The organism is Tenacibaculum sp. UWU-22, from assembly GCF_041021355.1.
Lineage (GTDB): Bacteria > Bacteroidota > Bacteroidia > Flavobacteriales > Flavobacteriaceae > Polaribacter.
Genome location: NZ_JBFNGP010000001.1, coordinates 976,222 through 1,002,686, shown reverse-complemented (window position 1 = coordinate 1,002,686; position 26,465 = coordinate 976,222). Strand labels below are relative to the sequence as shown.

Genomic DNA, 26,465 nt, shown 5'->3' with positions numbered 1-26,465 from the left:
AATTAATGCCACTATACACAAACATCCAACACTTTATTTCTTTAATTGATATAACCTCAATTTCTGAAGAGCGAAAACAAATACTTCAACCTTTAATTGATTATATTCAAGAAAAAGTAAATTTGAAAAAAGAAATTCGTTTAAATTTTATTTGCACGCACAATTCTCGAAGAAGCCATTTAGCACAAGTTTGGGCACAAACCATGGCGTATTATTTTAAAATTGAAAACGTATTTTGCTATTCGGGTGGAACACAAGAAACAGCTTTGTTTTTTATGGTTGCCGAAACTTTAAAAAACACAGGCTTTAAAGTAAAAACACTTTCTAAAGAAAACAACCCTATTTATAGCATTAAGTACGCAGAAAACGAATATCCTATTATTGGATTTTCAAAAAAATTAGACGATGATTTTAATCCAAAATCAGAATTTTGTGCAATAATGACCTGTGATCAAGCAGATGAAGGGTGTCCGTTTATTGCAGGTACAAAAAAACGCGTTTCTATTACTTTTAAAGACCCAAAAGTATTTGACAACACACCTCAACAAACCCAAAAATACGAAGAGCGAAGTTTTCAAATTGCTACCGAAATGTTTTATATATTCTCAAAAATTGAATTGTAAACTATGACAACAAAAAAATTAAGTTTTTTAGATAAAAACCTAACTTTATGGATTTTTATAGCAATGGTATTAGGTGTTGCACTTGGCTATTTTTTTCCAAAATTTCCTAATTTTATTAACTCGCTTAACAAAGGAACAACAAATATTCCTATCGCAATAGGGCTTATTTTAATGATGTACCCACCTTTGGCAAAAGTAAAATATTCGTTGCTGCCAAAAGTTTTTAAAAACACCAAAATACTTTCTATTTCACTTGTTTTAAATTGGATAATTGGCCCTATTTTAATGTTTATATTGGCAATTACTTTTTTACGCGATTATCCAGAATATATGGTTGGGCTCATTTTAATTGGATTGGCTCGCTGCATTGCAATGGTTTTGGTTTGGAACGACCTTGCCGAGGGCAACAGCGAATACGGAGCTGGTTTAGTAGCATTAAACAGTATATTTCAAGTATTTGCATATAGCTTTTATGCTTGGCTATTTATTACAAAATTACCTCCTCTTTTTGGTTTTGAAGGTGCCATTGTAGCTATTTCAATTACAACTATTGCTGAAAGTGTTGCCATTTATCTTGGTATTCCATTTTTAATGGGAATTTTAAGCCGATTTATTTTAGTAAAACTAAAAGGCGAAGAATGGTATACTAAAACATTTATCCCTGCTATTTCACCAATAACCTTAATTGCATTGTTATTTACCATTGTAATAATGTTTTCTTTAAAAGGAAAATTAATTGTTCAAATACCCATGGATGTACTAATTATTGCTATTCCACTATTAATTTATTTTGCTTTAATGTTTTTTGTCGGATTTTTTGTAACCAAAGCCACAGGGGCAACTTATGACAAAACAACTTCGGTTGCTTTTACAGCCGCTGGTAATAATTTTGAATTGGCAATTGCCGTAGCTATTGCTATTTTCGGATTAAATTCTGGACAAGCTTTTGCAGGAGTTATCGGGCCATTAGTAGAAGTACCTGCTTTAATAATATTAGTTCGAGTAGCCTTTTGGTTAAAGAAAAAATATTTTACAATTATACCTAATTAATTACAGGTAAGTGAACTACTTTTTTAGTTTCAAAAAAATCTTCGGTAAAAAAATTAGATAACGGATAAAGTTTTGCTGTAGAAAAATCAGCAAGTTCTTCGGTTAAATCACCCCCTTTTAAATATAAAATTCCGTTTTTTAATTCATGGTTTTGCTTTGTGCTAACCTTATTTTTTACCCAACGATGAAACGTTTCCATTTGAGCTACAGCCCTACTTACAATAAAGTCGTATGTGTCATTTACTTCTTCTACTCGTCCGTGTGTAGCTTTAACATTGGTTAAACCCAAACCTGCCACTACTTCATTTACTACTTTTATTTTTTTTCCGATAGAATCAACTAAATGAAATTGCGTTTCTGGAAATAAGATTGCGAGCGGAATACCTGGAAACCCGCCACCAGTACCAACATCCATAACTTTTGCTCCCGAATTAAAGGATAATACTTTTGCTATTGCTAACGAATGTAAAACATGCCGTAAATACAACTCGTCAATATCTTTACGAGAAACCACATTAATTTTTAAATTCCAATCTTTATATAGCTCTGCTAGTTTAGCATACTGCATTTTTTGTTTTGCTGATATGTTGGTAAAATATTTAAAAACAATTTCCATAAACTATATTTTAGAAGTGCAAAAGTAAAAACAAATCATTAAAAATTATATTCTTAAACAATTCAAGAATTATTGTTAAAAAGTTTGATTATCAAAAACAAATGTAAGTTAAAAACCGTATTTTTGCGGCTTAATTTGTTACTTCTGATGAAAACAATACATTTTCGCAATATTGATAAGACTAAGTTTTTAAAAACGTTAAACAAACGAGTAAACGATTATTTTAAAGAAAATAACATAAAACGTACTGGAAATTGGAAATTATATTTAAAAGCCATTATAATGTTTACCCTATATATTGTGCCTTTTTTATTAATCTTAACCGTTGACATTTCTATTTGGGTGAAATTAATACTTACCGTTATTATTGGTATTGGCATGGCAGGGGTAGGAATGAATGTAATGCATGATGCAAACCACGAATCATTTTCGAAAAGAAAATGGGTTAATCAATTAATGGGGGGCAGTATGTATATTCTTGCTGGAAACGTTTATAATTGGAAAGTACAGCATAACGTGTTACACCACACCTATACCAACATAAAAAATTACGATGAAGATATTGATGCGGGTAGAATTATACGTTTTTCAGAACATACAAAATGGTTACGAATACATAAATTTCAAAAATATTATTCTATTTTCTTATACGGTTTGCTTACCATAAACTGGGCGATTACTACCGATATAAAACAAATGCGAAGTTATTTAAAACGTAAACTTTCGTATGGTAAATTTCCAAACCCTGCTGCTGAGTGGACTAAACTTGTAATTTCGAAAATAATCTATTATTTAATCTGGATTGCATTGCCTATGGCTGTTTTAGATATTCCTTGGTGGGGTATATTAATCGGTTTTTTTATTATGCATTATACTGCTGGAATTATTTTAAGCGTTGTTTTTCAGCTTGCACACGTAGTGCCGTCTACAGAAATGCCCGAACCCGATGAAAGCGGAAATATGGAGTATACTTGGGCAATACATCAATTACACACCACTGCTAATTTTGCCCCAAAAAACAAACTTGTAAAATTTTATACTGGAGGTTTAAATTACCAAGTAGAACATCATATTTTTCCACATATTTCGCATATTCATTATGATAAATTAGCTCAAATAGTTAAAAAAACCGCAAGCGAGTTTAATTTACCTTATAACGAATATAAAACTATGAGACGTGCTATTAAAGAACATTTTAAACAAATAGCAAAACTTGGCGAAAAACCTCAACCTCAATTAGCATAGAATATAAAAATTAAAAACACAACAATGTCGCACCCATTATCTAACAGAATTAAAAGTTTACCTACCTCACAAACATTAGCCATGGCTGCAAAAGCACGTGAGTTAAAAACCCAAGGTAAAGATATTATTAGCTTAAGTTTAGGTGAACCAGATTTTAATACCCCTGATTTTATTAAAGATGCAGCAATTGAAGCCATTAATCAAAATTATAATTCATACACTCCTGTTGATGGTTATGTAGAATTAAAAGAGGCTATTTGCACAAAATTTAAGCGCGATAATAACGTAGTATATAACCCAAACCAAATTGTAGTTTCTACAGGAGCAAAACAATCTATTGCCAACGTAGCTCAAGTACTTTTAAATCCTGGTGACGAAGTTATATTACCTGCACCGTATTGGGTTAGTTATTCGGCAATAGCTACATTATGCGAAGCAAAATTTATAGAAATTCCATCGTCTATAGATACCGATTTTAAAATTACTGCCGATCAATTAGAAGCTGCCATTACACCTAAAACAAAAATGGTTTTTTTTAATTCGCCGAATAACCCTAGTGGAAGTGTTTATAGCGAAGAAGAGTATAGAGCATTGGCAAAAGTATTAGAAAAACATCCAAATATATTTATTTTATCTGACGAGATATATGAACATATTAATTATGGCGTTACTCCTTTCAGCTTTGCCGCTATAGAAAGCATGTATGATAGAACCATTACCGTAAACGGACTTGCAAAAGCTTTTGCAATGACTGGGTGGCGAATTGGTTACATTGGCGCCCCTGAATGGATTGCTAAGGCCTGTACTAAAATGCAAGGACAAATTACCTCAGGCACAAACTGTATTGCACAACGAGCTGCTATTACTGCTGTATTGGCTTCTCCTAAAAAAATACAATACATGGTTGACGAATTTAAATCTCGTAGAGATATTGTGTTAGATTTATTAAGCACTATCGACGGATTTAAAATAAATATTCCTGAAGGTGCTTTTTACGTTTTTCCTGATATAAGTGCTTTTTTCGGAAAAACTATTCAAGGAGTAAAAATCAACAATGCTAACGACTTTTCTATGTTTTTACTAGAAAAAGCAAATGTGGCTACCGTTACTGGTGAAGCTTTTGGTGCTCCTGACTGTATCAGAATGTCTTATGCTGCTTCTGAATTACAATTGCGTGAGGCAATTAAAAGAATTAAAGAAGCATTGCAATAAGCCGTTTTTAAAAAAGAAACTCAAAATATGTTAAAAGGGGTTTTGTAATATTAATTACAAAACCCCTTTTTATTTAGTAAAACAATTCTTTTTCGGGTAAATCTAAAAAACAATTAACCCTAAGTTTATTGAAACTTTTTCAATCCCTAAACAACTATTTTTTTAAACTTCTTTTTTTTAACTTTTTTAAGGTATAATAATTTTTTATCATAATCAATAAATGCCTTACCACTTTGTAATATATCGGCACCTATAATACCTTGAACTTCTTTTGCATTATGTTGTAATAAAGCAGTGTTTACGTGTGTTAAATTAAATAAAACCAAATGACATTTAGTTGTTTTCCATTTACCTATTTCAAGAGTATTATTTTTTGATGTTTTTGTTTCCATATCAATAGCACCAGCCCCTGCAGCTTTAATTTCGCTTTCTTCAGAAATCAATTTAAACTGCTCTATCAAATCTATACCAACACACGAATTAGAGGCTCCTGTATCTAAAATAAATTTTCCTTTTATACCATTTATTTTAGCATTAAGCTCTAAATGGTTGGTTACCATTTTCTTTAATTTTATTTTAACGTATTTCTTTTTTTGTAATACTTTTTTCAAACTAGTCATTTCTTGTACTTTTGTGCTGTAAATATACTGTATTAAATGATTATCGACACCCATACCCATTTATATTCTAGTCAATTTAATAACGATAGAGATGAGGTAATACAACGAGCGAAAAACGTTGGTATTTCTCATTTTTTTCTTCCTGCAATTGATAGTTCGTACACGCAAAAAATGTTTGATTTAGAAAAAAAACATCCTGACAGTATGTTTTTAATGATGGGGTTACACCCTACCTCAGTAAAAGAAAATTACCAAGAAGAACTTGCTCATGTTAAAAAATGGATAGACAACCGAAAGTTTTATGCAATTGGAGAAATTGGTATTGATTTATATTGGGACAAAACTTTTTTAGTTCAACAACAAGAAGCTTTTCGTACACAAATACAATGGGCTAAAGAAAAAAAATTACCCATTGTAATTCATTGTCGCGATGCCTTTGATGAAATTTTTGAAATATTAGAAACTGAAAAAAGTGCTGACTTATATGGTATTTTTCATTGTTTTACTGGAAATTTAGAACAGGCTAAACGTGCTATTTCGTACAATATGAAGTTAGGTATTGGAGGTGTAGTAACATTTAAAAATGGTAAAATTGATCAATTTTTAAACCAAATAGATATAAAACATCTTGTTTTAGAAACCGATTCGCCTTATTTAGCACCAACCCCTTATCGAGGTAAACGAAACGAAAGTTCGTATCTTGTAAAGGTTATTGAAAAACTCGTTGATATTTATGGTATTTCATTTGAAAAAATTTCAGAAATAACAACACAAAATGCTTTAGCCGTTTTTAATGTATAGTATACAAACCACATACTATAACACCCCTATAGGAACCGTTAAAATTAGTGGAAGCGAAAAAGGTGTTCGGTCAGTTACTTTTTTAGAAAAAACCATTCAACCATCAAGTGTCATACCCGATTGTTTAAAAAATTGTGTCATACAATTAAACGAATATTTCACCAAACATCGAACAACTTTTAATCTAAAACTTGATTTACAAGGAACCGAATTTCAACAAAAAGTTTGGGGCGAATTATTACACATCTCCTACGGAAAAACAAAAACATATTTAGAACAAGCAAAAGCTCTTAAAAACGTTAAAGCTATTAGAGCAATTGCTTCTGCAAATGGTAAAAACCCTTTAGCAATAATTATTCCTTGTCATAGAGTTATTGGCTCTAATGGCTCATTAACTGGTTACGCTGGGGGCATTTGGCGTAAAAAATGGTTGTTAGAACACGAAAAAGCTTTAAATCAACAAACGTTATTTTAAACTAATTTTGTTTTCAATACGTTTATAAGGTATGATCAAAAAAACACTTTTCTTTTTCTGTTTATTTGCTGTATTATGTAGTAATGCACAAAAAAAATCAAGTGATTTTAGATCGAAAAAAATAGTAGTTACTAAAGATACCCTACAAATAGACAGCGTAAGTATCAACCCCAAAAATTTTAAGGTAATTATTGCAAATGGCGAAACACTTCCGCCAAAAAATTATGACATAAACTTTAGTAAAGCACAATTAATTGTTAACTCAAAAAAATACAATGTGCTTACTGTTGAATATTATCGCTACCCCAATTTTATAACAAAAACATACACCCCTTACAACAAAAACATAATTGCCCCAAATACAAATAACACGAAACAGTTATATAGTTTTACCTCTAATAAAAAAAGTGGCGAAAAAAAGCTTTTCGAAGGGTTAAAAACCCAAGGTTTTATTGCACGTAGAGTTACGGCTGGTAATAATCAAAATGCTGTAACCAATGCTTCGTTAGATTTAACCATATCTGGTAAATTATCAGATAACGTAAGTATTCGAGGAAATATTTTTGATACAAATATTCCGCTACAACAAAATGGTTATTCTCAAAATATTACTGATTTTAATCGTGTTTTTTTAGAATTATATACTAAAAATTGGCGTGTAAAGGCTGGAGATATTTCACTGACAAATAATGAAAGTTATTTTTTAAAATTCGACAAGCAAATTACAGGTTTATTAGCCTCTGCCAACATAAATAAAAAAACCAATGTAGCCGCCAGTGGTGCTATTGTTAGAGGGCGTTTTACAGCTAATGATTTTATCGGACTAGAGGGCAATCAAGGCCCCTATAAATTGCACGGACCGAATAATGAACCTGCTATAGTTATTGTGGCTGAAAGTGATAAGGTTTTTGTTAATGGTATGCTTCTTAAACGTGGTGAAACAAAAGATTATGTAATTGATTATAATTTAGGCGAAATTCGCTTTAATACAACTTACCCGATAACAAATGACATGCGAATTCGGGTAGAATTTCAATATGCCAATCAAAATTACACCCGATTTATTACCTATGAAAAAGCACACTATGCCTCTGATAATTTTTCTATATCTGGCTATTTTTATAACGAAAACGATGCTAAAAACCAGCCTTTACAACAAAGCTTAACAACTCAACAAAAACAAATCTTAGCCAATGCTGGTAACGATGCCTCTAAAATGGTTTCGCCTAGTGCTTATTTAGATACTTATAACCCTAATCGTATTCAATATAAAAAAAGCACTGTTAACGGAGTAACCATTTTTGAATATTCTACTGATGAAAACGACGAATTATATTCGGTAACTTTTACCAATGTTGGCACTAATCAAGGTGATTATGTAATTGATAAATCAACAACTATAGGAACTATTTTTAAATACGCTGGTAACCATACTGGAAATTATAGCCCAATTGTTCGGTTGGCTGCTCCATCGAGTCTACAAATAATGGATGTAAAAACACATTACCAACCCTCGAAAAAAACAATTGTTAATGCTGAATTAGCCCATAGTAACAATGATTTAAATTTATTTTCTGCTATTGACAACAACAAAAACAAACGTATTGCTACAAAAATAAATTGGCAACAAACCTTATTAGATGCCCATTGGAAATTAAAAAGTACGGTTGATTATAAATTTATTCAAAATAATTTCACAGCTGTACAGCGTTTTCAAAATGTTGAATTTAATAGAGATTGGAACTTAACAAATCCAACTGGAAATCAAAATCAAGTAGCAACAGGTCTTACGCTTAAAAACGAAAAAAACGACTGGATTATGTATCGTTACAATCATTTAAATTTTAACGATAATAATGGTAACAAACACCAGTTAACATCTAAATTAAACTTCAAGAACACTTATTTTTCGCTAAATAGCAGCTTACTTAACAACAGTTCTAATTCAGAAAAAGATGCTTTTTTTAGGCTACAATCTAAAGCTGAACATAGTTTTGGAAAATCGTGGATAGGTGCTTTAATAAATTTTGAAACAAACAAAAAGAAAGATAAGGTTACCGACCTATACCTCATTTCAAGCCACAAATTTAAAGATTACAAAACCTATTTTGGTATAGGAGACTCGAGTAAAGTTTTTGCAAAAATAGGTGTAAACTATAGGATTAACGACAGCATAAAAAGCAACTCTTTTACCCAAATTAACAACAGAAAAACAATATATGCTTCAAGTAAACTTATTCAAAATAAAACCACAAATTTATCGCTTTTTGCAAATTATAGGTTAACAAATAACAGCTTTACCGAAAATGAAAAATCGCTTAACTCAAAGGTATTATACAACCAACAATTTTTTAGCAACTTTTTAATTATAAACACATTATACGAAACCTCTTCAGGTAATCTAGCACAACAAGATTATGTTTATGTAGAAACTGAACCAGGGCATGGTTATTATACTTGGATAGATTATAACAACGACGGAGAAAAACAATTTAACGAATTTGAAGTAGCACAATTTCAAGATCAAGCTGATTATTTACGTGTTGCATTACCTAACCTACATTATTTACCTACACAAGAAGCAAAATTAAAACAAGCCGTAACTTTAAACCCTTCGCAATGGCAAACTAAAAGTGGGTTTAAAAAATTTATTTCACACTTTTACAACCAAACTTATTTACTAACAGAAAATGTGCAACAGCGATTAAAAAACTCGTTTCTTTTTAATCCTTTTAACTTTGACAAAAACAACGCATTAGAACTAATCTTTAACTTTAGAAACAGCCTTTATTTTAATCGAAATTTAAAAAACTATAGCCTTGTATATACATACGGTAAAACACGCGCCAAACAACAATACAGTATCGGTAGTCAAGAAAATAATTCGTTTATTCATCAATTAGAATTAACACATAAGCTTTCAAAATTTTGGGTTTTTGATCTTAAAACCATCTATTCTACAAATAACTTAAATACTGAAAATTTTACCAATAGAAACTATAAAATAACTTCAAACGAAATTAATCCTAAATTAACCTTTCTATACAATGAAAATCAATGGTTTTCTATTTTTTATCATTTTAAAAATAAAAAAAATAAGCTTCAAAATTTCGAGTCTTTACAGCAACAAAAAGTAGGGCTATCCTACTTTTTTATTAGCAAAAAACAAAACCAAATTAATGCCAATTTTAATATGTTTTTAAATAACTTTTCAGGAAATGCTAATTCGCCCATTGGTTATCAATTATTAGAAGGGTTACAAGCTGGAAATAATTATACTTGGGATATATTGTTTACACAAAAGTTAAATTCGTTTTTAAATTTAAACCTTAGCTATATGGGTAGAAAAAGTGAAAATTCAAAAATAATTCATACGGGTAGCATTCAAATAAAAGCAATTTTTTAAGTATGTTTGTAGCGTTAAAAAAAACATTTTTTTATGAAAAAAATTCTAGTAGCTTTTGCCTTATGTATTACCTCTTTTTTATATGCGCAAAATGAATTAAGTCTTGATTTAGGTGATGCATTAGTAATGAAAACATTAGAAGTATCTTACGAACGATATATAGAGAGTCAATCGTCTGTAGGAATTTCTGCCCTTTTTAATTTTGAAAAAACAACCGCCGATTTTAGGTACAACGAAAAAAGAATGTTTACCCCATTTTTTCGTCAATATTTTACCTCTGATAAAACTTTTAATTATTTTGGCGAATTATTTTTAGGATTTAATTCAGGCGAAAAAAAACAGACTGTAGATAACGTAACCAATTATATTAAGTATAACGATGGAATGTTAGGTATTTCTGCTGGAGCTAAATACACCTCTAACGGAGGATTTACAGCTAATATTTTGGCAGGCGCTGCACGCAATATGTTTAATTCTGACTCGCCCGCTATTGTACCTCGAGTTGGTATAAATGTTGGTTATCGATTTTAGATTAAAAAGAAATTCTTTGCAATAAACCTTTTATATGGCTGTGTTTTAATAAAACACAGTCTAAATTGGCGTTAACAAATTTAATAATACTACTTTCTTTTGCTTTTGATAATTTTGAAGAAATTTTAGGATTGGAAAAGCAGATAAAATCTCAATACAATTGCTTATAAAGCCTAGTGTTTTTTTTTAATTATTTAAACTAAAAAACCTCATAAATTTTTTGACATTAAAAAAGTAAAAAATCTATGAGGTATACCTTAATCTTTACAAAGTTATTCTACTTCAAAAGTTAGTTTTAGGTTTACTCTAAATTCGGTAACATCACTATCATCAACCACAGCACTTTGCGACTGAACAAAAACTGATCGAATATTTTTTACCGTTTTTGAAGCTTGTTTAACTGCTTTTTTAGTAGCATCTTCCCAACTTTTTTCAGAATTTGCCATTACTTCGATAACTTTTAAAATTGCCATATTATTTTTAGATTTTTTAATTAATATACAGGTAAATATACAACTTAATTTTTGTCTACTAAAAAGCACAAACACGATAAAAAACATCCTTCAATGTTAATTTAACGTTAAGTAATTGTTTTTTTATTGTAAATTTTATCTTATATTTGTGTATATCGCAGTAACTATAAACATTTTATTATGAAAAAATTATTCGGTTTAATCTGTATTTTATCCATTTCGTTTGTACAAGCTCAAAAGATTGAACCTACTTACGAGAAATCGCAAGATTTAGTAAAAGCAACTTATTATTATTCTAATAGAAATATAAGAGAGCAAGGTTTTTTCAAAAACAAAAAATTAACAGGCACATGGACATCTTTTGATGAAAAAGGAAATAAAACCGCTATTGCACACTATAAAGATGGCAAAAAAACAGGAAAATGGTTTCTTTGGCAAGGAAAAATGTTAAACGAAATTAACTATAAAAACAATACTATTGCTAGCGTGCAAATTTGGAAAGAAGGCTCAAAAATAACCCTTAAATAATTTTCTTACAAAAACAAAAAGCTTACCCAATTCGGTAAGCTTTTTGACTTTAAAAACCTTGTTATAAAATTTATATTTTAAAAGTTTGTTTGACCTTAAAATTAGTTACTCGCATTAACTATATCCCAAGAGGTAAGCCCAGTCCATCCTTTTGCCCAATCTGGAAGAGCTGTTCCATTTCCAGCCCCTGTTGCCGATGAATTTTCAGAGTACCAAGTAACCGAAGAACCGCTATAAGCCTTTAACTTTAAAGATGTGTTAACCTCTACAAAATTAACATTGGTAATTTTGTCGCCTGTGCCAAACCACTCGAATGACCTTGCCGTCTCTATATTAATTCCAACATCGAAATTGGCTAAAACTACATTGTCAAAAAATCCTTCTGTACCTGCCCTTAGTTTTAAGGCTTGCGACTCAGACCCTGCCTTATTTCCAATAACAGTTATATTAGAAATATGAGGTGTAGAAGCTCCATTTCCGTTTGTTGTTTCTGGGTCTGTATCTTGAGTATCACATTCAAAACCTCTGTTTCCTGGGTCAGAAGTGTCTTGGTATTGTTTATCTCTAGAGGCATAAACATAACTTGCTGTTCCACTAAAGCCTTCTGTCCAATCAAAAGAATCATCTTGATTGCCAATTAATACTAAATGATCGTATTTTGGTGAACCGCCAAATGATTCTATTGCGTCATCCGCTCCGTTAGCTACATACACATAAGATATCGTTGTTCCACTACCACAACCAAATAAAGAGAGTCCGTTAAATTCTTTTTCAGGGTTGTATTTAAACCCTGTATCTTTTATAACACAATATTTAATACTACCAGAACTATCGGCGCTATTTGTTCCGCCATAAGTTAAGTCGCCTAATTCAGAAGTAGACGTTCCGTTAGCACTTCGATTAGACGGCGCATTTCCTAAAATAACGATGCCCCCCCAGTACCCTTGCGTATGACTAGCGCCATCAAAAATAACAGGATTAGAAGCGGTTCCGTTTATATAAATTTTTGCATCTCGGTCTACAATAATATAGGTTGCTCCTTTTTCTCCAACAATATGCGTTCCTTCAGGAATATTAAGTGTTGCTCCTGCTTCAACTAACAACTTACCTGTTAAGTGATAGGTTTTAGAAGCATCTAGCGTAACGGTTCTTCCTGATTCGATAGTTCCTTGAAAATTAGCAGGGTCAATTGATGAAATTGTGCTATCATTACTGCTGTCGTCATTAGTACAAGACGTAGTTAATGCAATAATAATGCTTAAACAAGCGGCTATTTTTAAAACATTTTTTTTCATTTTTTAATTTTATTTTAATTGTTAAACTTGTTGATTTATCTTAAAATTTATAAGAAAGGCTAACGCCAATTTTTTCTCCTTTTTTATAGTTTTTGTATATAAAAGAACCTGCTTTGTTCTTTTGATTAATTTTAAATGCAGGATTAAGAAGATTCTTAGCAAAAACACCAATGCCAATATTGTTGAGTTTAAAATTTAAGTTTGCATCTAAAATGTTAATGGGTTGCTGATAAAAGTTTCCTGTATTATTGGTTCCAATAGCAAATAGCGTTTTTCCTGTATATGTATAAGAAACTACAAAATCGATTTGATTGTTTTGGCTATCGCCCCATTTGGCATTGTACCCTAAGTTAATATTGGCAAGAAAATCAGCAGCACCTTGTAGTTTTTCATAGGTTTGCCCACTAAATTCAATCGATTTATTATTTTCTTTAGACACTTTTTCTGGATTTAACTTTTGCTTGGTATTCATATATGTTCCGTTTAAAAAAGTGTATATTTTATGATTATCTACTTTATAAATATCTTTTCTAATTTCTGCCTCAACACCAAAAACAGTTCCATAATCGGCAATATTAAAGTAGGTCATATCGCTAGAAGAAGCCGAAGAAAAAGTAGATCTAGCAATAGGGTTTTTAATATATTTAGCAAACCCTGTTATTGAAAATACTTCTCCTCTTTTAGGGAAAAGTTCCCATTTTAAATCACCATTATAATTATCAGAAGGGTAAACATTTGAGTTTCCGTATGTGTTATTAGTTAAATCGTAATAAGAAACAGGGACTAGCTCTTTTGCTTGTGGCAGAGTATATGTTTTAGAAGCTGAAAACCGTATGTTCTGCTGACTATTAATTTCGTACTTTACATTAAGGGCAGGTAATATTTTATTGTATTTTTTATTACTTCTATCTATACCAAATTCAGCAGAATACCAATTGTTTTGAATGGATATGTTATCATATCTTGCGCCTATTTGTGCTATAAACTGCTCACTAATTTTATAATCTACATTTAAAAATGCAGCGTTGATAAGCTGTGTAAAGTTATAATAGAAAGGATCAAAAATACCATGCCCATACCCCTGCAATGTGTTGTAACTCCACATTGAATTGTTTGACGAATTAATTATTGCATCAATATCATCTGGATTAATGGTACTTGGGTTTTGTTTAAATTCTAGGCCAATAATGTTATAATTAAAATTTCTTTTTTTGTAATTACCATCGTATCCAAAATCAAATTTAAACTCTTTCCAATTTTTAGTTACTTTAAAATTTGCCACAAAATTATTATCCTTCATGTCGTCAAAATAGCGGCTGTTAAGAATAGAGCTTCCTGTTAAAAAATAGCGATGATTGGGGTCTGCATTATCAATGGTGTTTTGTAAAACATCTGGTCTTTTACTATTAAGGTAATTATATCCTACAGCCCAATTGGTTTGCCAATCAGAACCTAATTTGTGATTACCAAACAACTGATTTATCCAAGTGTCAGTTATTTTGTTATCGGTTTTTCTAACAACAACATCATCATAATTACCTACTTCTCTATAGTTTCCATTCACCATTCGTATAGCTTGCGAACTAGAATGAATATAATTTGACGTAAAATTTATTTTGTTATCGGCATTTTTCTTATAGGTTAAATTTAAAAACCCTGTAGTATTTGTTTTATACTCGTATCGATCAATATCATGCGAATTTTTTATCATCCCTCCAGTTGCATCATAAAACCCTTCTTCACCATTACTATATAAATAATCATTATCAAACCCTACATAGGCAAATAGATATAGGTTTTTATCCTTTTCAAAAGTAAACTTAGTAGCACTTTCTATATTAATGTTAAAATTAAATGTGTTAGCTGCGTTTTTAAAATTCCACCTTGTGGTAAAAGGATAGGTTTGGTAGGGGTTAACCTTGTTTTTAAAAGTACTGGTTTTAAAACCCAAAAAACCTGGCGCTCCATCTTGAAGCTTAAATTTATCTTTGGCAATGGTTTGTAGGTTTGCACTATTTCCTAAACCAACCTTTACATAAGGTTTTCCAATATATTCTTTAGAAACAATGTTAATGTGTGCCCCTCCAAAATCACCTGTATATAAAGGCGAATACACTTTGTCTAACGAAAGGTATTCAATCATAGAGGTTTTAAATATTCCTAAATCAATATTTTTATTTTCTGGATTATCGGACGGAATAGAGAGCCCATTTAATGTTGTTGTATTAAACCGATCGCCCAAACCTCTTACAAATATTACGCTAGAACCTTCTTGTTTTTGAGTTCCTGTTGCTTTAGTAACCGCTGTAGCAATATCTCCAATACCTTGATTTTTTAATTGTTCAGAGCCTACCCTTTCAACAACCTGCACCGATTTTTTTTGCGTACTTATAATACTGCTTGTCGATGCCTTACTCGCACTTCCTTTTATTTCAATTTCTTTTAACGCAACACCTTCATTAGCACTAATAATAACATTTAGTGTTGTTGTTGTTCCTGTTTTAATTTCTATCGGTTTTTCAATAGTTTGATAGCCTACAAAACTAAATACTATAATATGGTTACCCGGAGTAACAGATAAAGTATAGTTCCCATCCATATCGGTTGTTGTACCAATAGTTGTGTTTTTTATAAATACATTAGCAAAAGGTAAAGGAGCATTATCCATTTCTTTATCAGAAAGCAGTCCACTCACAATCCCTTTACCTTGTGAAAACATAAGTTCACAAACACTTAGTAAAATAAATAATACTATTTTTTTCATCATTACATTTAAGTCTTTTAAAAAATCACTGCAAAATTGCAATGATTTTACAAACCTTTTGTTACTGTTAAATTATGTTTGTTTTACTAAAATGTTACTTGAATAAAGAAAAGAGTGTTTTTCTTAACAATTCGATAAAGAACGTATTACATTAAAATTACATTAAAAAAATTCGTATTATTACACCTCTTAAATGTGTTTACCTTAAAAAAAACCTATTTTATTACCATTTTTTACCTATACCCAAAAAACAACACCATTGACAACAAAATTTAAAAAACTACTGTTAGTAATCTGTTTAATCGTATTTTACAAAACAAATGCACAAGAAATACATTCGCCAAAATTTGGAAAAGGAATTATTAATATTGTTGCTAAAGACAGTACCTTTTCTATGAAAGTTGGTGCGCGAATGCAATTATTAACTACCGCAAAATGGAACTACGACAACAACAGTTTGTTAAACAGCACATCATCAATGCTCGTAAGAAGAGCTCGTTTAAAATTTGATGGTTTTGCTTATTCTCCTAAATTAACCTACAAAATAGAACTAGGGCTTTCTAATAATGATATTGGAGGAAGTTCTGAGTACACAAATAATGCACCTAGAATAATTTTAGATGCTGTTTTAAAATGGAACTTTTATAAAAATTTATCGATTTGGTTTGGTCAGACTAAATTACCTGGTAATAGAGAACGCCTAATTTCATCTGCAAATTTAGAATTAGTAGATAGATCGCTTTTAAACAAAAATTTTAATATTGATAGAGATTTGGGGCTTCAACTTCATCACCATTTTAAATTGTTTGATGAATTTATTGTAAAAGAAGCCTTTTCTGTCGCGCAAGGAGAGGGTAGAAATATTACTAGTGAAAACCTTGGAGGATATCAATATACTGGTAAAATAGAATTTTTACCTTTCGGCAAATTTTTAGGTAAAGGCGATTATAGTGGCGGAGATTTAGAAAGACAAAAAAAGCATAAACTAGCCGTGGCAATAAGTTGTGATTTTAACAACAATGCTGTAAAAACGAAAAGCAATCAAGGTTCTTATATGACGACAACAGATGACGGATTTTACAAAACCAATATAACAACGTGGTTTATAGATGGTATGTATAAATACGACGGATTTTCTTTAATGGGCGAGTATGCCCATAGAAATGCTAAAGACCCTATAGCAAAAAATTCTGACGGAACATTAACAGGGCAAGTCGTACAAGTAGGTAGCGGTCTTAACCTACAAAGCGGTTATTTATTTTCTAAAAACTGGGAACTCACTGGGCGTTATACAAACATTATGTTTGATAAAAAGATTGTTAACAAAAGCTCTGAAAATCAATATACTTTAGGCATCTCTAAATATATTAATGGCCATAGCCTTAAAGTTCAAACCGACATAAGCTATCTAGATGCACAAAGTGCTAAAAATCAACTTATGACTCGTTTACAAGTAGAAATTCATTTTTAAAATGATAACGTAAACCTAACATTGGCATAAATTTATGTATGTAAATTTGCTTAAAATTTTTAAACTAAAATGGGAGATCCATATATTTTAATGCTCATCGCTTTAGCTGTATTAGCGGTAGTTGATTTAGTTGTAGGTGTTAGTAACGATGCGGTTAACTTTTTAAACTCAGCCATTGGCTCAAAAGCTATATCAATAAGAAATATTATGATAATAGCTAGTATCGGTGTATTTTTTGGTGCAGTTACATCAAGTGGTATGATGGAAGTTGCTCGAAAAGGTATTTTTAACCCAGGCATGTTTATGTTTCAAGACATCATGTTTATTTTTATGGCGGTTATGATTACTGATATTTTATTGTTAGATATCTTTAATTCTCTAGGAATGCCAACGTCTACCACCGTGTCTATTGTATTTGAATTATTAGGTGCTGCTGTTTGTATTTCATTAATTAAAATAGCCGACAATAATGCACAATCTATTGCAGACTTGTCAGGGTATATAAATCATAAAAAAGCTTTTGAAATTATTAGAGGTATATTGCTCTCGGTAGTCGTGGCTTTTTCAGTAGGGGCTATCGTCCAATTTTTTTCTAGATTAATTTATTCATTTAATTTTCAAAAAAGAGCAACTTATATAAATGCTTTATTTGGTGGTTTTGCTATCACAGCTATTACGTATTTTATTATTGTTAAAGGGTTAAAAGGAACCCCTTTTTACAGTAATATAAAACATCTTATAGAAGGTAATACACTATTAATAATTACAGGAAGTTTTCTGTTTTGGACCTCAATTGCATACCTGTTAATACGATTTTTTAAAGTTAATATCTTAAAAGTAATTATTGGTATCGGAACCTTTTCATTAGCCATTGCTTTTTCGGGTAATGATTTAGTGAATTTTATTGGTGTGCCAATAGCTGCGTGGAACTCATATGAAGCTTGGGTAGCCTCTGGTGTAACTGCTGATAAATTTTCAATGGAAATATTAAGCCAAAAAGTACCTTCAAATGTATGGTTTCTATTGATAGCTGGTACAATTATGGTTATTACCTTATGGACTTCAAGTAAGGCAAGAAATGTAATAAAAACAGGAATTGATTTATCGCGACAAGGCGACGGACACGAAAAGTTTAAACCAAATTTTTTATCGCGATTTGTTGTAAGAACATCAATGGTTATTAATCAAGGTATTAGCAGTGTTATTCCGAAAAAAACATTAACCTATATCGATTCAAGATTTCAAAAACCCGTTATAAAATTACCGAAAGATAAAACTTACGAATTACCCGCATTTGACCAAGTAAGAGCTTCTGTAAATTTAGTTGTAGCAGGTATTTTAATTTCAATAGGTACCTCTATGAAACTACCATTATCAACTACTTATGTAACTTTTATGGTGGCAATGGGTACTTCGTTGGCAGATAGAGCTTGGGGGCGCGAAAGTGCGGTATACCGAGTAGCAGGGGTTATTAACGTAATTGGAGGATGGTTTTTAACCGCTATTGTAGCCTTTTCTGCCGCTGCTGTAGTAGCATACCTAATTAGTTGGGACATGGTTATGATTCCTATTTTATTAGCTTCCGTTGCCTTTTTAATAGCAAGAAACACCCTGCTTTACAGAAAAAAAAGCAAAGAAGTAAAAAAACAACTATTTATAGAACGTTCAGAATTAATTACCATTAATGGGGTAATAGAAGAAAGTGCCGACCATATTGCAGAAGTAGCTTCACGAGTAAATAAATTATACACTTCTGTGGTAAACGACCTAGCAAAACACGATTTAAATAAATTGCGAAAAACCGAAAAATACGTTGCTAAACTTAATAACGAAATTGAAGAGTTAAAAGATAGTGTGTTTTATTTTATCAAATCGTTAGATGAAACATCTGTAGAAGCTAGTAGATTTTATATAATGGTGATTGGTTATTTACAAGATGTGGCACAATCTATTAGTTATATTTCTAAAGCAACATACAAACACGTTAACAATAATCATAAAACCCTAAAAAAAGGACAACTAAAAGACCTAAAAAAAATAGACAATCAATTGTCTACCTTGCTTAATGGTATCAGCCATATTTTTGAAACTCGCTCGTTTGATGATTTAACAACACTTATTAGTGATAAAAAGCGACTATTAAAAGACGTATCATCTTCTATCGAAAACCAAGTATCACGTATTCGTACAGACGAAACCAGCGCAAAAAACACCACGTTATACTTTAGTATTTTATTAGAAACGCAAGATTTAGTTACTGCATTAATGAACTTATTAGAAACTTACGAAGAGTTTCATATAAGCACTAAAAATGCACAATTAAGTTAGTTGTAAATAACATCAAATTTATAAACTGGATTGTGTTGTTCGTATTCAAAAATACGAGAATAGTTCATCACATCAGGTATATTATCTAATGCACATAGGTAGGTTACTACCGCACACAAACCGTTAAACAAAGCCTCTTTATTTCTAGGGTTTTGTGGTTTTGAATTGTAATGACAAAGAGGGGTTATAAAACCACAGGCCTCTAAAAATATTTTCTCTATGGTTAGTAACTCTAAAGGGGCATAGCCGTTAAATTTTCGCCCCATATTTTGGTGTATTTCACCAATGTAATTAAGCTGTAGAGAGCCGTGGTCATTTGATAAATATTTCCAACTATCTTTATTGTCTAAAATATTTCCAACAGCACATGCCGAACAACATTCAGGGTTTAATTCATCATTATGAAATGCATTGTACAACTTAATTAATGCCTGTTCTAATCTCTCTGGAATATTCATTTTAAAAAAATTAGTTTCCTAAATATACAAAATTTTGGTTGTATCTTTACATAAATTATTTCAATGGCAACTTTTCAAGAGCTAGATTTACAAAATCCGTTACTAAATGCAATTACCGATTTAGGTTTTGCACAATTAACTCCTATACAAGAAGAAGCTTTTCCAATTGTTCGATCTGGTAAAGATGTGGTTGGAATATCACAAACTGGAACAGGAAAAACTTTCGCTTACCTTTTGCCTATTCTTCGCGATTTAAAATTTTCAAAACAACAACATCCTAGAGTTTTAATTCTTGTTCCTACCCGAGAATTAGTGCTACAAATTGTTCAAGAAATAGAAAAATTAACCACTTATATAACCATACGTGTTTTGGGCGTTTTTGGTGGGGTAAATATTAACACTCATAAACAACAAGTGGTACAAGGGTTAGACATTATAGTAGCCACTCCTGGGCGCTTATACGACTTAAGTGTCAGTAACGTTTTAAAACTTAAGTCTATTCAAAAATTAGTAATCGACGAAGTTGATGTAATGTTAGATTTAGGTTTTCGTTTTCAACTGTTAAATATTTTTGATTTACTGCCTAAAAGTCGACAAAACATTATGTTTTCTGCTACAATGACCGAAGAAATTGCCACCTTAATTGATGAATTTTTTATTGCTCCTAAAAAAATATCAATTGCAGTAAGTGGTACGCCTTTAGAAAATATTGAACAAACTAGTTATAATGTTCCAAACTTTTACACTAAAGTAAATTTACTAAATCATTTATTAGACGATATAAATACATACAGTAAGGTATTAATTTTTACAGCCAATAAAAGAGAAGCCGATCGGTTATTAGATTGTTTAGAAGAAACATTTCCATCGCAAGTAGCTGTTATTCATTCAAACAAAACCCAAAACTACCGAATCCGTTCTATAGAAGAATTTAACACCAACAAAAAGCGAATTTTGATTGCTACTGATGTTATTGCTCGTGGACTAGATTTAAACGAAATTACCCAAGTTATAAATTTTAACACCCCTTATTTTCCTGAAAATTATATACACCGAATAGGTAGAACTGGTCGTGCTGAATATCATGGAAAATCAATTTTATTAACTACTGAAAAAGAACAAGAAGCTAAAAAGCGTATTGAAACGCTGATGCAATATACTATTCCAATAACCACACTGCCTATAGCGGTTGAAATAAGCAAGCAATTAACCGAAGAAGAACGCCCCAAAGAACGTCAAGAGAAGTCTAAAAACCGAACATCAAAAGATGTTCGCGGACCTGCTTTTCACGAAAAAAAAGAAAAAAATAAAAAAACCAATCAAGGAGGTTCTTACCGCAGAGAATTAGCAAAAAAATACAAAAAACCTAAAACAAGAGGAGATAAAAATTATAACAAAAAAAATAAAAAGTAGCTTTTTGGAACTTATTATTTTTATACTAATAAAAACTCAAATACTTTTTCAGTTAAGAAGTAATAACTATAAAAAATTTACTCAAGCCTACTTTAAATCTGTTTTTATTTTAGCGCGAAATATCTATAATTTCAAACTTCATAATACCATTAGGCACTTGTATTTCAGCAACTTCACCTACTTTTTTACCCAACAGCCCTTTTCCTATAGGAGAATTTACCGACAATTTACCATTTCTAACATCACTCTCGCTATCGGCAACTAAAGTATAGGTAAATTCCATATTATTGGTTGCGTTTTTTAATTTCACTACCGAATGGATAAGAATTTTAGACGTATCTAATTGACTTTCATCAATAATACGAGCATTTGCTACTACATTTTTAAGTTTTGCTATTTTTGTTTCCAAAAGCGATTGCTCTTCTTTAGCGGCATGATATTCTGCATTTTCACTTAAATCTCCTTTATCACGAGCATCTGCAATTTCTTGTGAAACACGAGGGCGCTCAACCTGTTCTAAATAAGCTAATTCATCTTTTAGCTTTTTAAGTCCTTCTCGTGAATAATATGATATTTTAGCCATTGTTTCTATGTTTAAAATTCTATTCCCTTTAATGCATTTTCTATTTAAACATAAGGGAGATAACCAATATAATTATAAATAAACTAAGGTTAATTAAATTAAAAATCTCATTACTGTTAGTAACAGAATGAGATTATATAGCAAATATACAAAATATTTATAACTTGCTGTCGTTTTACATTTATAGTAAATAAACACCCATAAACCGATAAAAATAAAATTATTTACGTGAAAAAAGTATTTGTTAGCTTATTGTTTTTTATGTTTTTAAGTTGTGGTAAAGAAGTTATTGAAAACAATTGTTTTCGAGGTATTACCTTAACCGAAACCATTTATTTAAAGAATGCTGAATTTATTAATCTTGAAACACCTGGTAGATCTGCCACTACCAATTTAGGCAACAGAAATATTGTTATTATTAATACGGGGTCTACCCCAAAATACAAGGCTTTCGATTTACAATGTCCTCAAAAAGATTGTTCTTCGCCCATGACCATTAATTATCCACGGTTAGAATGCCCTTGTAGCGACAAAAAATATAGTATGCTTTCTGGCTGCCCCATAAACAACAACGGAAACTGTATTAGAGATGGTTCGTGCTTTGCTCTCGAATATAATGTAATACAAACAGGTAATACCTTACAAATAAGTATATAAAACCCCGTAATAATTAAACTAGATTGTTATTTTTGTAGTAATCTTTACAATCGTATACAACTCGTGAAAAATTATTTTTCTTCAAACTTTAAATTAGGCGTTTTAGGAGGAGGTCAATTAGGAAGAATGTTACTTGCCGAAACGCAAAAGTTTGACATTTACACACTTATACTAGATGCTAATGCTAATGCCCCTTGCGCAAAAATCTGTGACGAATTTCATCAAGGAGATTTATTAGATTTTGATACTGTTTATAACTTTGGAAAGCAAGTAGATGTATTAACCATTGAAATAGAAAATATAAACATTGATGCCCTTGATAAACTACAAAAAGAAGGGGTAACCATTTACCCTAAACCAGCCAATTTAAGAATTATTCAAAACAAGGCGCATCAAAAAGTGTTTTATCATGACAATGAAATTCCAACTGCTGATTTTTCAAGATTTACTTCTTTAGAAGAACTAAAACATGCCATTAGCAACGATGCTGTTACCTATCCTTTTGTATGGAAATCGGCAAGGTTTGGTTACGACGGAAATGGGGTAAAAATAGTTCGTTCAGCAGCCGATTTAGAAAATTTACCTTTCGGAGAGTGTATTACCGAAAAACTAATTCCGTTTAAAAACGAATTAGCCGTTATTGTTGCCCGAAACACCAATAAAGAAACAAAAACCTATCCGGTTGTTGAGATGGAATTTCATCCAGAAGCCAATCAAGTAGAATACGTAATTTGCCCTGCTAGAATAGACCCTTCAGTAGCTAAAAAAGCCCAAGAAATAGCTTTAAAAGTAGCCAATACTTTTGACTTTGTTGGCTTACTAGCTGTAGAAATGTTTCAAACAGAAAACGATGAAATTTTAGTAAACGAGGTTGCTCCAAGAACTCATAATTCGGGTCATTATTCTATCGAAGCTAGCTATACCAATCAATTTGAGCAACATATCCGTAGCATTTTAAATCTTCCGTTAGGAAACACTAAAAGTAAAGTTGCTGGAATTATGGTAAATTTAGTCGGCGCTGAAGGATATACAGGTGATGTGATATATGAAAACATAGAAGAAATTTTAAAAATTGACGGGGTTACACCACACATTTACGGAAAAAAAATAACCAAACCTTTTCGTAAAATGGGTCATGTAACTATTGTTAATGAAGATATTAATAAAGCTCGAGAAATAGCTCAACAAGTAAAAGAAACAATTCGAGTAATAAGTAAATAATTATGGTAGGAATTATTATGGGAAGCGATTCAGATCTTCCAATTATGCAAGAAGCAATTGACATTTTAGAAAGTTTTGACATCGCTGTTGAAGTAGATATTGTTTCGGCACACCGAACACCCGAAAAATTATTTGATTATGCCAACAATGCTCACAAACGTGGCATTCAGGTAATTATTGCAGGGGCAGGCGGAGCAGCACACTTGCCTGGAATGGTAGCCAGCATGAGCCCATTACCCGTAATTGGGGTGCCTGTAAAAAGTAGAAACTCTATAGATGGTTGGGATTCTGTTTTATCAATTCTTCAAATGCCTGGAGGCGTCCCTGTAGCCACCGTAGCTTTAGATGGGGCAAAGAATGCCGGTATTTTAGCTGCTCAAATTATAGGCGCCTCAGATAAATGTGTCTTAGATAAAATTATTGCCTACAAACAAGGCTTAAAGCTAAAGGTTGAAAAAGCATCAGAAAAAGTGCGTAAATAAAATTTTACCAAATTCAAAATCAATAGCTCACCATATAAAACTATGATTTTGAAACAAAACCCTTTGCTTTTTCTAAAATTTACCGCTTCCAACAAAACTAGTTATTAAACTTACTAAAAAAAATGAATCCATTATTACAAGATTTTAATACGCCTCCTTTTTCTAAAATAACCGAGAACGATTATAAACCCGCCATAAAAAAAGCTATTGAATTAGCTAAAGAAGAAATTAATGCAATTGTAAAAAATACTGAATCGCCAACCTTTCAAAACACCACTGAAGCTTTAGATTATACTGGTGAAAAATTAGATCGTATTACCGCTATATTCTTTAACTTAAATAGTGCAGAAACCAATGCCGAAATTCAAAAAATTGCTCAAGAAGTTTCTCCTTGGCTAAGTGAATTTAAAAACGATATGATTTTAAATGAAGCATTGTTTAAAAAAGTACAGGCCGTTTACAATCAAAAAAAAGATTTAAAATTAACTCCTGAGCAGACAATGCTGCTAGACAAGCAATACAAAGGTTTTGTGCGTAACGGAGCAAATTTAAATGACAAAGAAAAAACAGAATTACGTAAAATTGACAGCGAATTAGCAAAATTATCATTACAATTTGGCGAACATGTATTGGCAGAAACCAATGCATTTGAAATGCATTTAACCAACGAAAAAGACCTCTCTGGCTTACCCGAAAGTGCCAAAGAAGCTGCCAAAGAAATAGCTAAATTAAAAGGAAAAGAGGGCTGGGTAATCACCTTAGACTACCCTAGCTATATACCTTTTGTAACATATGCTGACAACCGAGAATTACGCAAAAAACTCGTGATTGCTATGGGCAAAAAAGGGTTTCAAAAAAACGAGTTTAACAACGAACAGATTGTAAAAAACATTGTAACCCTACGCCATAAACGTGCCAATTTATTAGGCTACAAAACACATGCGCATTTTGTGTTAGAAGAGCGCATGGCAGAAACCCCAAAAAAAGTACTAGATTTTTTACATGATTTATTAGAAAAAGCAAAACCTGCTGCAGAACGTGAATTTAAAAATTTAGAAGATTACGCTAAAAAATTAGATGGTATTGACCAACTACAAAAATGGGATAGTGCTTATTATTCAGAAAAACTAAAAAAAGAGTTGTTTAACTTAGACCAAGAGTTATTAAAACCCTATTTTAAATTAGAAAATGTAATTGATGGTGTTTTTGAGGTAGCAAATAAATTATACGATTTAAATTTTAAAGAAGTATTTGATATTGACACCTATCACAAAGATGTTAAAGTATACCGTGTTACCGATTCGGAAAAAAATTTTATTTCGTATTTGTATACCGATTTTCATCCAAGAGCAGGAAAACGAGGTGGTGCTTGGATGACTTCATACAAGTCGCAACAAATTAAAAATGGCGTAAACGAACGCCCACAAGTTTCTATTGTTTGTAACTTTACTAAGCCTACCCAAACAAAGCCTTCTTTGTTGTCTTTTAACGAGGTTACTACACTTTTTCACGAATTTGGTCATGCACTACACGGAATGCTAGCCAATACCACATATAGCAGTTTATCAGGCACCTCCGTTTCTTGGGATTTTGTAGAACTGCCTAGTCAAGTTTTAGAAAACTGGTGTTACGAACAAGATGCTTTAGCATTATTTGCTAAACATTATAAAACAGATGCATTTATTCCAATGGAATATGTGCAAAAAATAAAAGAATCAGCAAGTTTTCACGAAGGCATGCAAACCTTACGTCAATTAAGCTTTGGTTTATTAGATATGTCTTGGCATTCAAACGAACTGCCTGAAAACATTTCTTCTGTAAAAGATTTTGAAAACAATGCTTTTCAAAGCACTCAATTATTTCCTGATGTAACAGAAAACTGTATGAGCACTGCTTTTTCTCATATTTTTCAAGGTGGATATTCAGCAGGGTATTACTCTTATAAATGGGCAGAAGTACTAGATGCAGATGCTTTTGAATATTTTAAAGAAAACGGTATTTTTAATAAAAATGTAGCTGATAAATTTAAAAACAACGTCTTATCAAAAGGAGGCACCGAAAAACCTATGGATTTATACATACGATTTAGAGGTAAAAAACCCAATTCAGATGCGTTGTTAAAACGAGCAGGACTTATTTAAACAACACGGCTTTATAAATAAAACGATTTTAATATATCCTAAGCATCAATACCTAAGTTTTCGTAATTTTAA

At 31.4% G+C, this 26,465-nt stretch carries 23 protein-coding genes; 16 read left to right on the top strand and 7 right to left on the bottom strand.

All coding sequences use genetic code 11. The features are described 5' to 3' along the window. The first annotated feature begins 5 nt into the window (after nt 1-5). Nucleotides 6-623, top strand: coding sequence for a protein-tyrosine-phosphatase (locus AB2B44_RS04465; RefSeq protein ID WP_369048342.1), 618 nt, complete (start codon nt 6-8; stop codon nt 621-623). Nucleotides 624-626: 3 nt separating this feature from the next. Next, entirely contained in the window at nt 627-1,673 is a 1,047-nt protein-coding gene (gene arsB / locus AB2B44_RS04460) for an ACR3 family arsenite efflux transporter (RefSeq protein ID WP_369048341.1), read from the top strand. Here arsB and rsmG read toward each other — a convergent pair. Beyond that, a complete protein-coding gene (gene rsmG / locus AB2B44_RS04455; RefSeq protein WP_369048340.1) occupies nt 1,666-2,289 on the bottom strand; it encodes a 16S rRNA (guanine(527)-N(7))-methyltransferase RsmG in 624 nt (207 codons plus the stop codon). The two genes, arsB and rsmG, sit on opposite strands and share 8 nt — an antisense overlap. A gap of 147 nt (nt 2,290-2,436) precedes the next feature. Here rsmG and AB2B44_RS04450 point away from each other — a divergent pair, with 147 nt between their 5' ends. Further along, nucleotides 2,437-3,534 carry a fatty acid desaturase gene (locus tag AB2B44_RS04450; RefSeq protein WP_369048339.1) on the top strand — a complete coding sequence of 366 codons (1,098 nt, stop codon included), beginning with the start codon at nt 2,437-2,439 and terminating at the stop codon, nt 3,532-3,534. Between the two features lie 24 nt (nt 3,535-3,558). Continuing rightward, the gene (locus AB2B44_RS04445; RefSeq protein ID WP_369048338.1) at nt 3,559-4,746 is read left to right on the top strand and encodes a pyridoxal phosphate-dependent aminotransferase; all 1,188 of its coding nucleotides are present in this window, start codon (nt 3,559-3,561) and stop codon (nt 4,744-4,746) included. A gap of 146 nt (nt 4,747-4,892) precedes the next feature. Here the strand turns inward: AB2B44_RS04445 and AB2B44_RS04440 are convergent, their stop codons facing one another. After that, nucleotides 4,893-5,366 (bottom strand): retropepsin-like aspartic protease, encoded by a 474-nt coding sequence (locus AB2B44_RS04440; RefSeq protein WP_369048337.1) that lies wholly within the window; start codon nt 5,364-5,366, stop codon nt 4,893-4,895. Between the two features lie 36 nt (nt 5,367-5,402). On the opposite strand from AB2B44_RS04440, the gene AB2B44_RS04435 reads away from it, so the two are divergent. The 4 genes from AB2B44_RS04435 to AB2B44_RS04420 are packed head-to-tail and all read left to right on the top strand — an operon-like array spanning nt 5,403 to nt 10,579. Continuing rightward, on the top strand, nt 5,403-6,167 hold the full coding sequence (locus tag AB2B44_RS04435) for a TatD family hydrolase (protein WP_369048336.1): 765 nt from the start codon (nt 5,403-5,405) through the stop codon (nt 6,165-6,167). Between the two features lies 1 nt (nt 6,168). Beyond that, entirely contained in the window at nt 6,169-6,642 is a 474-nt protein-coding gene (locus AB2B44_RS04430; RefSeq protein WP_369048529.1) for a methylated-DNA--[protein]-cysteine S-methyltransferase, read from the top strand. 31 nt (nt 6,643-6,673) lie between these two features. Further along, nucleotides 6,674-10,048: a hypothetical protein gene (locus AB2B44_RS04425; protein ID WP_369048335.1), complete on the top strand. Its 3,375-nt coding sequence runs from the start codon at nt 6,674-6,676 to the stop codon at nt 10,046-10,048. A 33-nt stretch (nt 10,049-10,081) separates the two neighbouring features. Next, on the top strand, nt 10,082-10,579 hold the full coding sequence (locus tag AB2B44_RS04420) for a hypothetical protein (RefSeq protein ID WP_369048334.1): 498 nt from the start codon (nt 10,082-10,084) through the stop codon (nt 10,577-10,579). Nucleotides 10,580-10,851: 272 nt separating this feature from the next. Here AB2B44_RS04420 and AB2B44_RS04415 read toward each other — a convergent pair whose 3' ends face one another. Beyond that, nucleotides 10,852-11,052, bottom strand: a complete 201-nt coding sequence (locus AB2B44_RS04415; protein WP_369048333.1) for a dodecin family protein — start codon at nt 11,050-11,052, stop codon at nt 10,852-10,854. 180 nt (nt 11,053-11,232) lie between these two features. Here AB2B44_RS04415 and AB2B44_RS04410 point away from each other — a divergent pair, with 180 nt between their 5' ends. Beyond that, nucleotides 11,233-11,580 (top strand): toxin-antitoxin system YwqK family antitoxin, encoded by a 348-nt coding sequence (locus AB2B44_RS04410; protein ID WP_369048332.1) that lies wholly within the window; start codon nt 11,233-11,235, stop codon nt 11,578-11,580. Between the two features lie 101 nt (nt 11,581-11,681). Here the strand turns inward: AB2B44_RS04410 and AB2B44_RS04405 are convergent, their stop codons facing one another. After that, a complete protein-coding gene (locus tag AB2B44_RS04405; RefSeq protein ID WP_369048331.1) occupies nt 11,682-12,875 on the bottom strand; it encodes a hypothetical protein in 1,194 nt (397 codons plus the stop codon). 40 nt (nt 12,876-12,915) lie between these two features. Further along, a complete protein-coding gene (locus AB2B44_RS04400; protein WP_369048330.1) occupies nt 12,916-15,642 on the bottom strand; it encodes a TonB-dependent receptor in 2,727 nt (908 codons plus the stop codon). A gap of 256 nt (nt 15,643-15,898) precedes the next feature. Here AB2B44_RS04400 and AB2B44_RS04395 point away from each other — a divergent pair, with 256 nt between their 5' ends. Then, nucleotides 15,899-17,110, top strand: coding sequence for a porin (locus AB2B44_RS04395; RefSeq protein WP_369048329.1), 1,212 nt, complete (start codon nt 15,899-15,901; stop codon nt 17,108-17,110). A gap of 69 nt (nt 17,111-17,179) precedes the next feature. Then, on the top strand, nt 17,180-19,438 hold the full coding sequence (locus AB2B44_RS04390; protein WP_369048328.1) for an inorganic phosphate transporter: 2,259 nt from the start codon (nt 17,180-17,182) through the stop codon (nt 19,436-19,438). Here the strand turns inward: AB2B44_RS04390 and AB2B44_RS04385 are convergent. After that, a complete protein-coding gene (locus tag AB2B44_RS04385) occupies nt 19,435-19,896 on the bottom strand; it encodes a Na(+)-translocating NADH-quinone reductase subunit F (protein ID WP_369048327.1) in 462 nt (153 codons plus the stop codon). The genes AB2B44_RS04390 and AB2B44_RS04385 overlap by 4 nt on opposite strands. 63 nt (nt 19,897-19,959) lie before the next feature. Here AB2B44_RS04385 and AB2B44_RS04380 point away from each other — a divergent pair, with 63 nt between their 5' ends. After that, on the top strand, nt 19,960-21,309 hold the full coding sequence (locus AB2B44_RS04380; protein ID WP_369048326.1) for a DEAD/DEAH box helicase: 1,350 nt from the start codon (nt 19,960-19,962) through the stop codon (nt 21,307-21,309). Between the two features lie 109 nt (nt 21,310-21,418). On the opposite strand, the gene greA is transcribed toward AB2B44_RS04380, so the two are convergent. After that, nucleotides 21,419-21,892 carry a transcription elongation factor GreA gene (gene greA, locus AB2B44_RS04375; protein ID WP_369048325.1) on the bottom strand — a complete coding sequence of 158 codons (474 nt, stop codon included), beginning with the start codon at nt 21,890-21,892 and terminating at the stop codon, nt 21,419-21,421. Nucleotides 21,893-22,120: 228 nt separating this feature from the next. Here greA and AB2B44_RS04370 point away from each other — a divergent pair, with 228 nt between their 5' ends. The 4 genes from AB2B44_RS04370 (at nt 22,121) to AB2B44_RS04355 (ending at nt 26,393) form a co-directional block, all read left to right on the top strand. Further along, the gene (locus AB2B44_RS04370) at nt 22,121-22,549 is read left to right on the top strand and encodes a hypothetical protein (RefSeq protein WP_369048324.1); all 429 of its coding nucleotides are present in this window, start codon (nt 22,121-22,123) and stop codon (nt 22,547-22,549) included. Between the two features lie 63 nt (nt 22,550-22,612). Further along, nucleotides 22,613-23,770 carry a 5-(carboxyamino)imidazole ribonucleotide synthase gene (locus tag AB2B44_RS04365; RefSeq protein ID WP_369048323.1) on the top strand — a complete coding sequence of 386 codons (1,158 nt, stop codon included), beginning with the start codon at nt 22,613-22,615 and terminating at the stop codon, nt 23,768-23,770. 2 nt (nt 23,771-23,772) lie between these two features. Continuing rightward, nucleotides 23,773-24,252 carry a 5-(carboxyamino)imidazole ribonucleotide mutase gene (gene purE, locus AB2B44_RS04360; RefSeq protein ID WP_369048322.1) on the top strand — a complete coding sequence of 160 codons (480 nt, stop codon included), beginning with the start codon at nt 23,773-23,775 and terminating at the stop codon, nt 24,250-24,252. A gap of 122 nt (nt 24,253-24,374) precedes the next feature. Then, nucleotides 24,375-26,393 (top strand): M3 family metallopeptidase, encoded by a 2,019-nt coding sequence (locus tag AB2B44_RS04355; RefSeq protein ID WP_369048321.1) that lies wholly within the window; start codon nt 24,375-24,377, stop codon nt 26,391-26,393. Nucleotides 26,394-26,465 lie beyond the last annotated feature (72 nt).